The organism is Paenibacillus sonchi (assembly GCF_016772475.1).
Classification (GTDB): domain Bacteria; phylum Bacillota; class Bacilli; order Paenibacillales; family Paenibacillaceae; genus Paenibacillus_AQ; species Paenibacillus_AQ sonchi.
The window spans coordinates 6,025,804-6,039,472 of record NZ_CP068595.1; the positions used below are offsets into that span (position 1 = coordinate 6,025,804).

Sequence of the window (13,669 nt, forward strand, 5' to 3'; positions counted from 1 at the left end):
GTTTACCAGTACTTTCTCCCGCAGGTTAAAAAAGAACCCCTTCCTGCTATGCAGGAGCGGTTCTTCCCAACTTGCTTTTTCCTTCTTATATCCTGCTCTAACAACGATTTTAGCTCTACACGTTTCGCTCTTCGCCTTCCAGCTTACCGCTTACGCCGTCTTCGACTTGTTGTAGATATCAAAGCCCACTGCCAGCAGCAGCACCAGGCCCTTGATGCCCTGCTGCCAATCGACCCCGAGGCCGACGAGGGACATGCCGTTGTTCATGACGCCCATGACCAGTCCGCCGATAATGGCGCCGACTACAGTGCCAATCCCGCCGGACGCGGAAGCGCCTCCGATGAAGCAGGCGGCGATGGCATCCAGCTCGAAGTTGGTGCCTGCTTTGGGGGTTGCCGAGTTCAGACGTGCCGCGAACACCAGACCGGACAAGGCAGCAAGCACACCCATGTTGACAAAAACCCAGAAGGTGACACGTTTGGTTTTGACGCCGGAGAGGCTGGCTGCTTTTTCGTTGCCGCCCAATGCGTAGATATGCCGCCCCATCGTCATATGATTCATGACAAAGGAATAAATGACAATCAGCACCAGCAGGATAACCAGGATGTTCGGAATCCCGTTATATTGGGCAAGTACCATTGTGAACAGATTGATGACGATCACCAGCGCCGCAGCCTTGGCAACGGACAGCCAGACGGAAGATTGCTCAAAACCGTATTTCACGGAAATTTTACGGTTGCGGAATTCCTGGTACACCACCAGCAGGGACAGCACACCCCCCACAATTAGTGTCAGCACATTCAGCGAGCTGCCGCCGGAAAGATCCGGGATAAAGCCGGAGCTGATCTTTTGGAAGCTTTTAGGGAAAGGTGCGATGGATTGCCCGTTCAGCACAATCATCGTCAGCCCGCGGAACAGCAGCATGCCGGCCAGGGTCACGATGAAGGCGGGGATTTTGATATAGGCCACCCAGAAGCCCTGCCAGGCTCCAACCAGCGCACCCATCAGCAGCGAGAGAATGACCGCCAGCACCGGATTCATCTGCATATCCACCATCATAATCGCTGACAGCGCTCCGATAAAAGCGGCTACCGAACCGACTGAAAGATCGATATGCCCGGTGATGATCACCAGCACCATCCCGATCGCCAGCACCAGAATATAGCTGTTCTGCAGGATCAGATTGGTTACATTAAGCGGCTTGAGCAGAATGCCGTCCGTAAGAATTTGAAAGAAAACCGAGATAAAGATCAGAGCAATGATCATGCCGTATTGGCGGATATTCTTTTTGAAAATTTCGCTTATCGCTCCCATGTGGTGTTACCCCCTGCTTCGTGTCATATATTTCATGAGCAGCTCCTGCGATGCGTCCTGCCGCTCCACCTCGCCGCTGATGCGGCCTTCGCACATCGTATAAATCCGGTCACACATCCCGATAATCTCCGGCAGCTCGGACGAGATGACAAGCACCCCTTTGCCTTCGGCCGCCAGCCCATTGATAATCGAGTAAATTTCGTATTTGGCCCCCACATCGATTCCGCGTGTAGGCTCATCGAGAATGAGGATATCCGGCTGGGCATAGATCCATTTGCTGAGGACGACCTTTTGCTGGTTGCCGCCGCTGAGATTTACGGTTTTCTGTAAAATGCTCGGTGTCTTGATATTCAGCTTCCTGCGGTATTCCTCGGCGACCAGCACTTCCTCGTTCTCATTGATCACACCCCGGCGGGACAGATTCTTCAGGCTGCTGAGTGAAATATTCCGTTTGATGTCGTCGATCAGGATCAATCCGTAATGCTTGCGGTCCTCGGTCACATAGGCCAGGCCGCTGTCGATCGCTTTGTTGATGTCATTCAGATGAACCTCTGTGCCGTGCATATACAGCCGGCCGCTGATCCGTCTTCCGTACGATTTGCCGAACACACTCATCGCCAGCTCCGTCCGGCCTGCTCCCATCAGCCCGGCTATGCCAACCACTTCCCCGCGCCGGATATGAAGATTGATGTTGTCGAGCATTTTGCGGTCAGCCTGCGTGGGGTGGTAGACCTCCCAGTCACGGATTTCAAAAATGGTCTCCCCCAGGTTCGGCGTCCGCTCGGGATAACGGTTGGTCAGATCACGGCCCACCATGCCTTTGATAATGACATCCTCGGTCACTTCATCCTGCTTCATATCAAGGGTGCGAATCGTCTGGCCATCCCGTAAAATGGTCACAGAATCCGCCACCTTCTCGATTTCATTCAGTTTGTGGGAGATGATAATGGAGGCAATCCCGCGCTGCTTCAGCTCTAGAATGAGTGTGAGCAGGTTCTCACTGTCATCCTCATTCAGCGCCGCTGTCGGTTCGTCGAGGATGAGCAGCTTCACTTCTTTGGACAGCGCCTTGGCGATCTCCACAAGCTGCTGCTTGCCAACCCCTATCGCCGATACCTGCGTGAACGGGGATTCGCTCAGGCCGACGGTTTGCAGAAGCTCCTTGGTTTTCACTGTCGTTTCGTTCCAGTTGATCACCCCGTGACGTGCCTGCTCATTGCCGAGAAAAATGTTCTCCGATATCGACAGATAAGGGATCAGTGCCAGCTCCTGATGGATAATAACAATCCCCAGGCTTTCACTATCTTTAATGTCTTTGAACTGGCAGACCTGTCCTTGAAATAAAATATCCCCCTCATACGTTCCATACGGATAGACACCGCTAAGCACCTTCATCAGGGTGGACTTCCCGGCCCCGTTCTCACCGCAGAGCGCGTGAATCTCGCCAGCCTTCACCTGCAGATTCACATCCGATAATGCTTTAACCCCGGGGAAGGTTTTGGTAATGCCCTTCATTTCCAGAATAATCTCGCTCATTCGCTTCTCACCCAGCTTTCCTTGTGACTGTAGCAGCGGTTATTGCGGCTGGCAGCCACTATGCATAAACTGCCGCCGCAGCACCCGCTAAAAGTGTTCCAGCCGGTTATTCACCGAGCTGTTCTTTGGTATAATAACCGCCGTCAACCAGTACTTTATCCACATTGCCGGCATCTACAGAGACCGGCTCAAGCAGATAGGACGGTACAATTTTGACTCCATTATCGTAGGTGGTGGTATCGTTGACTTCCGCTTCCGTACCTTTCAGTACACTTTCTGTCATTTCCACCGCTTTTTTGGCCAGCTCGCGGGTATCTTTGAATACCGTCTGTGTCTGCTCTCCGGCCAGGATCGATTTAATGGAAGCCAGCTCGGCGTCCTGTCCGGTAACAACCGGAAGCTTCTTGTCGCCTGCACCGTAACCCACGCCCTTCAGAGAGGAAAGAATACCGATGCTGATTCCGTCGTAAGGGGACAGCACCGCATCCAGATTATCGCTTGCATAATTTGCACTCAGCAGATTATCCATCCGGGCTTGAGCCGCCGCGCCGTCCCAGCGCAGGGTTGCTACCTGATCCATGGTGGTCTGCTTGCTGCGGACAACCAGCTTGCCGGAATCGATGTAAGGCTTCAGGATCGACATTGCCCCGTCAAAAAAGAAGTAGGCATTGTTGTCATCCGGCGAACCGCCGAACAGCTCAATATTGAACGGCCCTTTACCCTCTTTGAGTCCCAGCTTCTCCTCAATGTAAGAACCCTGCAGAACACCGACCTTGAAATTGTCAAAAGTGGCGTAGTAGTCGACATATTCGCTCTTCTTGATCAGGCGGTCGTACGCGATCACTTTTACATCCGCATCATGCGCTTTTTGCAGGACATCCGTCAGCGCTTCACCATCAATCGAAGCGATGACAATGGCCTTCACGCCTTTGGTGATCATATTCTCAATTTGCGATACCTGGTTCTCCACGACATCCTCCGCGTATTGCAGATCCGTACCGTAACCCAGCTTCTCGAACTCTTTGACCATGTTGTTGCCGTCATTCACCCAGCGCTCGGAGGACTTGGTCGGCATCGCGATGCCGACCTTCCCGTTCGCCCCATCCGTGCTCCCGCCGGAACTGTTCCCGCCTTTATTGCCGCATGCGGATAAAATCAGTACAAGTGCCAATGCCAGCATGATCCATGAATACTTTTTCATCATCTGCGCTACCCCCTGAACTTTTCTGGTGCCCCGGGCGGCCCCGCCCGTTTGACAAGTTGAGTATAGCAAGGGGGACATGGGGCCGTATTTACACTCAGGCTACTGTTTTTATAAAATCAGAACTTTTGTCAGCGTTTTCAGAAATATTCGGATTAAACTTGTGATTCTTCTATTTTGCCAAAGAAACCACATACGGGATTAACCGCATGTGGTTTCTTTTTGCAGTATATGAGTTTAATGCTGTTCTTCCGCGCGGACTTCGCGCCCCCCCTCGCCGGGAAACACGCCTTTGCGGAATTGCAGCGGGGATACACCTGTCTGCTTTTTGAAGGCGGTGCTGAAATAATGCTGGGTCTCGTAGCCTGTGCGTTCCGCAACTTCGCTCATGCTAAGCTCTGTGGAATGCAGCAGCTGTGCTGCCTTGCGGATGCGGGTCTGCGTCAGATATGTGCCGAAGGATTCTCCCAGCTCCTGCTTGAATAGACGGCTGAGATAAACCGGCGAGGCCTGAAGATGGCCGGCAATGGATTCAAGCGTAAGCCCGTATTCGCCATAATGCTCCAGCACGTATTGCCTTGCTCTGCGGACCAGCGGAGACAACGGCTGCTCCCTGGATAGGTTCACTCTGCATTTGCGGTAGGCGGCGGCCAGCCCGGCGGCATCGCCCTCTACCGCCTGGGTGCCGACTTCAACGGCGATCTTGAGATGGCTTCGCACCACGGCTTCAACCCCGGCCAGCACCGGTTCCCCGGCCGCATCCCACAGCAGAATGATGATCAGGCCTGCGGCATCCCTGAAGATGACTTTGGGATAATCCTGAAGCAGTTCTGTAACCATATTCTCTATCGCAAAAAGAAACAGCTGCCGCTCCTTCTCCTGCAGCCCGGAGTTCTGCGCTTCCCCTCTCCAGCGGATCATGCCGATCAGCGCCGGGCAAGCTGCCGGCAGCCGCAGGAAGTGCAGCTGCTCCATGATCTCACTTTGGCTCAGATTGCCATCCAGCCATTCCTGGCAGAAGCGTTCCCGCAGCAGCGGAAAGTTCTTCAGGATCTGCCGGGAAGCCTGCTGGAGGTGCTGGTTCTTCTGCTTCTCCGCTATCAGCTGATCCCTTACTCCGCGAAGCACCTGCATCAGCTGCTTCGGCTCAGCAGGCTTGAGAATATAGTCATTCACCTGCAGACGGATCGATTCCTGGGCATAGGAGAATTCATCATGGCCGGTGATGACGATGATTTTACAGTCAGGCAGCTGCTCCCGGAGCCGCTTCATCAGTTCAATGCCATGCATGATCGGCATGTTCAAATCGACCAGCGCGATATGCACCTCATGCCGGACAGCCAGCTCCAGCGCTTCCTCGCCGTCCTCCGCTTCCGCTGCTACCTGTAAACCTAAGCTTTTCCAATCTACACATTGCCTGATCCCGTCACGGATAATCGCTTCGTCATCGGCAATGATGACTTTCCAGGAATCCATGGCTTCAGAGGCTCCTTTCGGTTTTATTTAAGCATCCGGATAGCTGTTATGAACAACCGGGTGCCGTACAGTCACTACCGTTCCAGCCCCGTGCTCACTTGCAATTTCGAGTCCGTAGGGTTCACCGTAAGTGAGTCTGATGCGGGCCTGCACATTCAGAATCCCATAACCGCTGCCCGCACTTCCCGGCAGGGGCTGCTCTATTTCTGCCGCCTCACCGGTAGTCCTGCCGATAGCCGCAAGACGCTCCTTCAGAATAGCGAGCCGTTCCGGTGTTATCCCTGCCCCATCATCGCGCACCGTTAAGCATAAGTCTCCCTCCTGCTGGGCAACCTCAATCGAGATATGCCCGGGACCCCGCCTTTCCTTGATGCCGTGATAGATGGCATTCTCCACAATCGGCTGCAGCAGCAGCTTAAGCACGTACAGTTCGTGAAGCTGCGGCGCCACTTCAATGCTGTAGGCCAGCTTGCTGCTGTACCGGACCTGCTGGATTTTCAGATAGCTCACCATATGCTCAAGCTCGTCGGACAGCGGAACAAGATCGCTTCCCTTGCTGAGCCCCAGCCGGAACAGCCTGGACAAGGACTGAACCACCCCGGCAATATCCTCTGCCCCTTTGCTGCGGGCCATCCAGTGAATCGTATCCAAAGTGTTATAGAGAAAATGCGGTTTGATATGCGCCTGCAGGCTGCGCAGCTCCGCTTCCCGCTTCTGCCGGGCCTGCAGCTCGGTCAGCGAGAGCAGCCGGGCAATCTGGGCCAGCATCGAGTTGAAGCTGCGTCCCAGCAGGCCGATTTCATCGGAGCGGCGGCCCCAGTAGCGGATCGTCAGATCACCGGACTGCGCCTTGCTCATAAAGGAGGCCAATTGGCCGATCGGACGGGAAATCGAATACGCCAGATAGAACGAGGCGGTCATCCCCAGCATACACACGATAAATACGAAGGTGACCACATTAAACGTAATTTCCCGTACTCCGAACGCCGATTCTTCCATCGGAAAAACCCCCATCGTGGTCCAGCCCGTAAAAGGCGAGGTTCTGTAGATCAGCTGCAGCTGGCGTCCGGCCACAGACTCGGAGGTGATGCCGGAGCTTTCGGTGAACAGCCCCTCCGGGATAGCTTTCATAATCGGATGCTGGGGAGCATAGATCATTTCCCCGCTGCCATCTACGACGGTCAGATAGCCGGTTTTGCCCAGCGTAACATCTCTGGCCGTTTCGGCAATCACCCGAAGCTTCAAATCGACAAGCACAACCCCTTGCACCACCTGTGTCTCCGGATCAACAATCGCTCTCACAGCAGACACAACCTCGCTTTCCTTATAATCCACATGAGACATTACCGCACGGCCATGAGGGTGGCCAATGATTTTGAAGATTCCTTTATTGTCTGCCGCTTCCCTGTACCAGGCCTCGTCAGTTACGAGGGTACCGGGCCGGGTATACATTTCATTGCTGATGAAATCGCCTTCCCGGTTCACCAGCATGATTCCGGCAATCTCGGAGCTAAGGGTGGTGAAGCCCTGAAGAAATTTGCGGATGTTATATTCCGCCGATTCTCCGCCAGCGGCCCATTCGGCTGCCTGCACCGGATCTTGAATGGAGCCGTCCAGAAAAGCCTGCACCCTGGGGTCAAAAGAGATCAGATAGGTGATCTTTTGCAGATTCTCCACCTCATTCTCCAGTGCGGCGTTGACCTTGCCGATCAGCTGCATCGTATTCTCATTGGTCCGCTCTTCCACAATCCGGTCGACCGTCCAGCCGATCAGCAGCCCGAGTCCGATCGAAGGAAGAATGCTGATCAGAAGAAAATGAATAATCAGCTTATAGCGGATCGGCAGGTTGTTCAGCTTCAGCTTCTCTATGTTCAGGCCACTCTTGCGCATCTGCTGCTCCTTCCCAGAGACTCTCTACTTGGCATAGTAATTGTCCACATTGGCCCGGGTCACCACATCAATCCCTGTATCTACCTTGTCCGGCACCGGCAGCGGCTTGCTGCCTTCATAGGCGTCAGGATCTTCCTGCAAATCCCGGTGCAGCTGGAACAGCTCGGTCAGCGACCAATAGCCCATATTCCAGGTGCCTTGCGCCATGGTCGCGGCAATCCTGCCTTCTTTTACAAGGTCGAGGGTCCCCTTATCCGTATCGAAGCTGATGATCTGCAGCGTTGAACCGCTTCCCCGCACCGCTTCGGCCACGCCTATTCCGCCATTCGACTCCGTGGCGAATATCCCTCCAAGCTTAGGATACTGGGACAACAGCTCCTCTGCCGCCTGCCGGGAAGCCACTTGGTCCCCACGGCCGTCCTTTACGGAAACCAGCTTCATCTCCGGAAATTCACTGCGGATGGTGTGGCTGAAGCCATCGGTGCGTTCCTGATGGTTATGCTGGTCAGGCGTTGTAATGATGGCAACGGACCCTTTGCCGCCGGTGAGCTCAGCCATTTTCCGGGCCGCTTCGGCCCCGGCATTGAAGTTATCCGTACCCAGAAAAGAATAGGCTTTGCTGCCCGGCGCCCCCGAGTCAAACAGCACGACCGGAATCCCGCTCTCCACCGCTTTGTTGATCGTAGCCGTAAGCAGCTTGGAATTCACCGCTGAAATAGCAATTCCCGCAGGCTTTTTGGCAATCGCCTGCTCCAGCACCGTCATCTGTTCACTGGCATTATGCTGGGTTGAGCCATGGTATTCGACGGAAACGTTCAGCTCCTCTGCCGCATCCTCAAAGCCTTTCAGCACGCTTTTCCAGTAATCGATGCCGCTCTGGAACGTAACCATCACGTATTTATCTTCAATATTGCCGCGCAGCCCGGCGGTATCCCATGGGTCAGCAGGATCAGGGTGCAGCTTGTAATTCAACACATAAATCAGGAAAAGGCCAATCAGCAGCACATAGACAAGCCCCAGCTTTTTCAACATGTAACCCCTTTCAAAGTTATGGATAACCACTTCAGCGTTCAAGCTCCTTGCCTACCCTCATATGTTAAGACCAGTTGCTTATTCCGTCAATGATAGTACCAGAACCTTCCTTGCCGGACTAAAAAATCCTGAGTCTAAATCAACCTTAAAATTTCCTTATAACAAAAAAGAACTCCGCCAATTACAGCAGAGTTCTCATAATTAGATCATTACATAAACTGAACTTGTGATTTTTCTATTTGGGGATGAGCCGTGATTCCCGCTTGTCAGAACATCAGATCCGCAGCATAACCTTCGCCCTCCAGCAGGTCATACTCCACCATCCGGTAATCATCCAGCAGCGCCTGCTGCGCAGAAGTCAGGCCGGACAGTTCGCCGGAAGCGCCGATCCGCACGTTTTTGCTCAGGCCGGGAAGCTGCGCGCGCACCTGCTCCAGCATTTTATAGTAAGGCGGCAGCGTTTGGCCTGACAGCTTAAACACGGCAGGTCCAAGGTAAGCGGGGCTGAGCGTCCCCAGCGGGGTATGGCCGATATCAAAATTGGCGAGGATCATCAGCTTGGTCTCATGCTTCAGCCGCAGCTCCTGATCCCAGCCTGCATCTGTATAGATTCCTGCCGTTAGCGCCGGGAGATGATCTCCCCAGAACACAGCAATCGTAGGCCGCTCAATCGTCTTCAGCTCCTGCTGCAGATAGGACAATGCTTCGTCCGTCAGCTTGGTATCCTGTACATAGGTTTCCAGCTCATCCTTCCATTCGGCCTGCACGCCCTGCGCAGTGATGGTATTTGGGCCGTTCCGGCCTTTGGTGAACGGAAAATGATTCTGCATCGTGACCATATGCAAAAAAGTCGGATTGTCCGCCGCCTTCAGCTCACGGATGGCCTCCTGCACCGCAGCTTTGTCGGAGATATAGCCATCCGGTGTGATCCGCTCGGCTTCCTGCAGATCCTTCTCGCTTGTGAAACGGTCAAACCCAAGCACCGGGTAGACCCGGTTGCGGTTATAAAAGGTCTCATCGAACGGATGCAGAGCGAGCGCCTGATAACCTCTCTCTTTCAGAATGCTGACAATGGAGGGCAGCGAGGACATTTTGACAATCCGCTGTTGATATGGAATCGAGCCGTCCCCAGAAAATACATCGACATGCCCGTCAGCGCTTCGAATTCCACATTCGCCGTATTGCCGCCGAACTCGGGAGAGAGCAGGTAGCCTGACGGTGTGGCGCTTTCCGCTTGATGAATGAATTTCAGCGGATCATCACTAAGGGTGATGCCAGGCAGCCGGGTGGGATCAAAAAAGGCCTCATCCATCATGAACAGGATGTTGGGCTGTTCCACCGCTGCCTGCCCGGAGGCCGTATCCGGCAAGGAGTTGTATTTTGCAGCAATGGCTTCTACAGACTCACGGCTATAGCCCTCCGGCTGCTCCAGCAGATTCTGGCGCAGATTCCCGGTAAAAGCGAACACAAACCCATTCTGCGAGTAATTCACCTTCTGATTCCAGAAAATATTCTGGTAATTCAGGGAGGAGGCGAACGTGGTTTGCCCGCTGACCATCACGATAAAACCGGCAATCATTCCCGCAGACACCGCAGTGAGCAGCAGCCGGAGCGGCAGCTGAACTCTGATCCGGGGCAGCTTGAGCAGCAGCCAGATTACGGCTGCAACCGCCAGCACCGCCAGTCCAAGCGCCAGCGGCGAAATCATGCCTTTGGTGATTTTACTCATTTCCCCGGCGTTTTTGACCAGCATCAAATCCCAGGGAAACAGCGGCTCCCCTGTCGTGCTTTGCTTCTTGAAATTCGCGATGCCGAGCAGGATCACCAGCAAGAATCCGATCACCGGGCCAATGTACATATTGGGCAGTACCGCCGAAAAGGCCAGCAGGACAAAGAAAAAAAACAAGCTGCCGCCCACGTACAGCCAATAGGATTTTCCGATCCAATTCAGCACACTCATGAAATTCATATCCAGCGAAGCGGCTTGAATAAAAAAGTTCAGCACAAATCCGCCCAGCAGCAGGCCGAGCAGCATAAATCCCAATTTTTTGGAAGGCCTAAAATAACGCATTGCTTTCACTCCTATCTGTACTAAACGTACAGTATACACCTCCTAGCTTAAAGGAGCATTAAAACATACTCACAAAATTAACCCTATGTAAACTGAACATAAAAACTAAGTAACAAGTAGAAACGGCTACGCCGTCCTTATTAGGAGCCTATGCTTCCGAAGCAGCGATACAGAGTATCGCTTTCAGGTACCCGTTTCAGCGAGAAATAGAAGGATAATTTATAGCGTGAAACATATAAATTCTTATATTTTAAAAAAACAGGGCGCAGCCGCCTTCGCTGCACCCCATTCGCAATCCCGCGGGCTGAACCCTGCGGTCCAGCGTTATTTTACATAAATGCGGCTGGTTTCCTCCCAATATTCGCCCGGCTCCAGGCTGAACAAGCCGATGTCATCTGCGGGAAGATCCACCTTTGGCGCGTTGACCAGGTTGATTTGCGGCTCCGGACAGAAGAAACCTTCGGTTGCCTCATTGTTCCAGATCATCCACTGTTTGTAGGAAGTGCCTACATCGTATACAAGAGTAACTCCGGCTTTGCTGTCTGTAAGCTCCATGCGGTTGCGTCCGTTCTGGGCGGCAGCGGTGTAATGGTTATCCATAGGCGCATAGAACGGATACAAGCCTTCATCACGCAGGGCAATCTCGTCTGCGGTCAGCTCCTGGAACGAGCCTGTCGGCAGCATGCGGTCGCTGAGCTCCCAGCGGTTGCCGATGGTCAGCTTCACGCGGTAATCCTGTGCGGTGCTTCCCGGTGCGAAGGGTGCATTAATCGCAGTGTGGAAAGCAAGCAGGCAAGGCATAAGCTCTTCACCCTCATTATGCACCAGCAGCTGCTGGGACAAACCGGCTTCCCCCAGGCTGTAGCGCAGCTTGACCGTATATTTGAACGGCAGGTATGCATAGGACGGATGCTTCTCATCCACCTTGATGGCAACCGTGACGAAGCTTTCGGTTACACTGCTGCCGAACTCCACAACCTCCCATGCCGCTGTATGCAGGAACCCGTGCAGATGGTTGCCTGTAGCTTCTTCGTTTACCGGGAAGCGGTAGGTTTGTCCGTTCCACGGAAACTCCCCGTCCTCATAGCGGTTCGGCGGAAACAGCACCGGAATGCCGTGAATCCCCGGATTTGCCTTAAACGCTTCCATTTCTTCGGCACCCGGCTCATGCAGAAAACGGTAACCGTTTTCGGTATCACGGAAGCAGATCAGATTGCCGCCGATGCGGGGCAGGATGGCCGCTTCATATCGCCCGGCCTTCAGCCAGACTGCTGCCTCCCCCTCATATAGACCTTCGTAAGCAGTAATTGACATTTTGTGTTACTCCCTTCCATAATCTCAAAATGACTCTCTCCTAGATAGATTACCACATCTGTCCAGGAGGGAATATGTCATTTTTACAACTGTTCCACTTCTACGCTCATTACATGCTCAATCTTCTTTACATCATAATAGATTTCGGTTGCATATTCCCGGTCAGGTGCGGAAATCACCATATCAATCATTTGCCGCCCGTCTTCCAGGTCCTTGATTTTCATCCGCCGGATCGTTCTGCCGTTCTTCTTCGATTTCCGGGTTTTCACGACATGGCGTTCTTCAATCTTTTGAATGACGTCGGTGAGCACATAATTGTGTTCCATAATGATTTTGACGGAGATTTCATGCTTGTTCAGCACCTCAGGCCCAATGAGCTTGATCAGATGCGGGACGGCATTGACAGCGAACATCAGCAGCACCACCGCATACCCTGCTTCTACATAAAAACCTGCCCCGACTGCGATTCCGATACCGGACGCCGTCCAGATCAGCGCAGCGGAAGTGAGTCCCGAAATGGCATCCCCGCCCCGGCGGAGAATGACACCCGCACCCAGGAACCCGATCCCGCTGACAATCTGCGCCGCAAGTCGCATCGGGTCCATATTCGGATGATCCGGCCCGCCGAATTTGTCGTAGGCGTGAATGGAGACGAGCGTGACCAGGCAGCTCGCAATACTGATGACCATACTGGTCCGGATCCCCAGCGGCTTCTGCTTCAATTGCCGGTCAATCCCGATGAACAGCCCGAACAGCATAGCCACAAGCAGCTTAATAATTGATTCCATATGCAGGTTAAAATCCATGTTCATAAGTGCCCTCTCTTCTAAGACGATAGGATAAGTATACCTCAGTGGAAGCGGCTTTGCCGTCCTTTTTAAGGTAGAACAAAAAAAACGGCAACACCGCCCCCTGCCGATGCTTCCCAGCCAAAAGGGCTGTGCATGGTGAGGGGACGGAATCCGTTTCTGTGGGCCAGCTGTTCAATTAAAGATATGCTTCCTCGGCAGTGCTTAGAAGAGGTTACCCGTGCAGCAGCGACTCGGCGCCATCACAATAGATTTCTGTGCCTGTAATGTGATCGGAATCATCGGAGGCCAGGAACAATGCCAGTCTGGCGACCTGATCGGGACGGCCCGGCCCCTTTTCCAGCGGCTCTCCGCCATCCGGGAATTCCACGGCAATCTGCACTTCCTTCAAATCTTCGGATGGATAGGTGTTGTCGTCGATATTCGTTGTAATCGCACCCGGGCAGATGGCATTGACGCGAATTTTGTATTGTGCGAGTTCCAGTGCAGCCATCTTCATAAAAGCGGTCTGACCGGCTTTGGTCGTACTGTATGCAGAAAAGCCGATATTCGAGAAGACGCGGTTGCCGTTAATCGAGCTGTTGATCAGGATGCTCCCGCCGTTTGCTTTTAAATAAGGAATCGCATATTTGACAGTAGCAAAGGTACCGCGCAGATTGATGTTCATGGTTTGGTCCCAAGACTCGATGTCCATGGTTTCAATGGGTGTCATCGCTCCGTTGATACCGGCATTGGCAAAAACAATGTCAAGCCTGCCCCATTGTCCGGCAGCCTGTTTCACAGCGTTTTCGACCTGCTGCGGCTCAGCAATGTCACATTCGATGACGACGGCCTCACCGCCTTCAGCCTCCACCTGCTTGCGGACCTTTTCGGCATTCTCGACTGTCCGGTCAAGCATTGCAACCTTTGCCCCGCTGCGGGCAAAAGCCAGCACAGACGCCCGTCCGATGCCCGACCCGCCGCCGCTGACGATTGCCACTTTGCCTTCCAACTTTTTATCTGCCATGCTCGAAGTCCCTCCCTGTA

The 13,669-nt window shown here is 53.5% G+C and carries 11 protein-coding genes; all 11 read right to left on the minus strand.

Annotation, left to right across the window (positions count from 1 at the left end):
• Positions 1 to 150 precede the first annotated feature (150 nt).
• The 11 genes from mmsB to JI735_RS26970 all read right to left on the minus strand — a co-directional run bounded on the left by mmsB (position 151) and on the right by JI735_RS26970 (position 13,649).
• Positions 151 to 1,314, minus strand: a complete 1,164-nt coding sequence (gene mmsB, locus JI735_RS26920; RefSeq protein ID WP_039835422.1) for a multiple monosaccharide ABC transporter permease — start codon at positions 1,312 to 1,314, stop codon at positions 151 to 153.
• A 6-nt stretch (positions 1,315 to 1,320) separates the two neighbouring features.
• Entirely contained in the window at positions 1,321 to 2,850 is a 1,530-nt protein-coding gene (mmsA, locus tag JI735_RS26925) for a multiple monosaccharide ABC transporter ATP-binding protein (RefSeq protein WP_039835426.1), read from the minus strand.
• A gap of 106 nt (positions 2,851 to 2,956) precedes the next feature.
• The gene (chvE, locus tag JI735_RS26930) at positions 2,957 to 4,051 is read right to left on the minus strand and encodes a multiple monosaccharide ABC transporter substrate-binding protein (RefSeq protein WP_039835421.1); all 1,095 of its coding nucleotides are present in this window, start codon (positions 4,049 to 4,051) and stop codon (positions 2,957 to 2,959) included.
• Positions 4,052 to 4,288: 237 nt separating this feature from the next.
• Positions 4,289 to 5,527 (minus strand): response regulator transcription factor, encoded by a 1,239-nt coding sequence (locus JI735_RS26935; protein WP_039835420.1) that lies wholly within the window; start codon positions 5,525 to 5,527, stop codon positions 4,289 to 4,291.
• Between the two features lie 27 nt (positions 5,528 to 5,554).
• Entirely contained in the window at positions 5,555 to 7,417 is a 1,863-nt protein-coding gene (locus JI735_RS26940) for a cache domain-containing sensor histidine kinase (RefSeq protein ID WP_202676613.1), read from the minus strand.
• A 24-nt stretch (positions 7,418 to 7,441) separates the two neighbouring features.
• A complete protein-coding gene (locus tag JI735_RS26945; RefSeq protein ID WP_039835419.1) occupies positions 7,442 to 8,446 on the minus strand; it encodes a substrate-binding domain-containing protein in 1,005 nt (334 codons plus the stop codon).
• 269 nt (positions 8,447 to 8,715) lie between these two features.
• Entirely contained in the window at positions 8,716 to 9,540 is an 825-nt protein-coding gene (locus tag JI735_RS26950; protein ID WP_202676614.1) for an LTA synthase family protein, read from the minus strand.
• A complete protein-coding gene (locus tag JI735_RS26955; RefSeq protein ID WP_202676615.1) occupies positions 9,507 to 10,520 on the minus strand; it encodes an LTA synthase family protein in 1,014 nt (337 codons plus the stop codon). Before JI735_RS26955 ends, JI735_RS26950 begins: the two co-directional genes overlap by 34 nt.
• A gap of 324 nt (positions 10,521 to 10,844) precedes the next feature.
• The gene (locus JI735_RS26960; RefSeq protein WP_039835412.1) at positions 10,845 to 11,834 is read right to left on the minus strand and encodes an aldose 1-epimerase; all 990 of its coding nucleotides are present in this window, start codon (positions 11,832 to 11,834) and stop codon (positions 10,845 to 10,847) included.
• A gap of 83 nt (positions 11,835 to 11,917) precedes the next feature.
• Positions 11,918 to 12,640, minus strand: a complete 723-nt coding sequence (locus JI735_RS26965; RefSeq protein ID WP_039835416.1) for an MgtC/SapB family protein — start codon at positions 12,638 to 12,640, stop codon at positions 11,918 to 11,920.
• A gap of 217 nt (positions 12,641 to 12,857) precedes the next feature.
• Positions 12,858 to 13,649: an SDR family oxidoreductase gene (locus JI735_RS26970; RefSeq protein ID WP_039835411.1), complete on the minus strand. Its 792-nt coding sequence runs from the start codon at positions 13,647 to 13,649 to the stop codon at positions 12,858 to 12,860.
• Positions 13,650 to 13,669 lie beyond the last annotated feature (20 nt).

Bases quoted from the DNA above. Each gene is read 5' to 3' on its own strand.
- JI735_RS26960 (WP_039835412.1), bottom strand. From the start codon at position 11,834: ATGTCAATTACTGCTTACGAAGGTCTATATGAGGGGGAGGCAGCAGTC.
- JI735_RS26950 (WP_202676614.1), bottom strand. From the start codon at position 9,540: ATGTCCTCGCTGCCCTCCATTGTCAGCATTCTGAAAGAGAGAGGTTAT.
- JI735_RS26935 (WP_039835420.1), bottom strand. From the start codon at position 5,527: ATGGATTCCTGGAAAGTCATCATTGCCGATGACGAAGCGATTATCCGT.
- JI735_RS26955 (WP_202676615.1), bottom strand. From the start codon at position 10,520: ATGCGTTATTTTAGGCCTTCCAAAAAATTGGGATTTATGCTGCTCGGC.
- JI735_RS26965 (WP_039835416.1), bottom strand. From the start codon at position 12,640: ATGGATTTTAACCTGCATATGGAATCAATTATTAAGCTGCTTGTGGCT.
- chvE (WP_039835421.1), bottom strand. From the start codon at position 4,051: ATGAAAAAGTATTCATGGATCATGCTGGCATTGGCACTTGTACTGATT.
- mmsB (WP_039835422.1), bottom strand. From the start codon at position 1,314: ATGGGAGCGATAAGCGAAATTTTCAAAAAGAATATCCGCCAATACGGC.
- JI735_RS26970 (WP_039835411.1), bottom strand. From the start codon at position 13,649: ATGGCAGATAAAAAGTTGGAAGGCAAAGTGGCAATCGTCAGCGGCGGC.
- mmsA (WP_039835426.1), bottom strand. From the start codon at position 2,850: ATGAGCGAGATTATTCTGGAAATGAAGGGCATTACCAAAACCTTCCCC.
- JI735_RS26940 (WP_202676613.1), bottom strand. From the start codon at position 7,417: ATGCGCAAGAGTGGCCTGAACATAGAGAAGCTGAAGCTGAACAACCTG.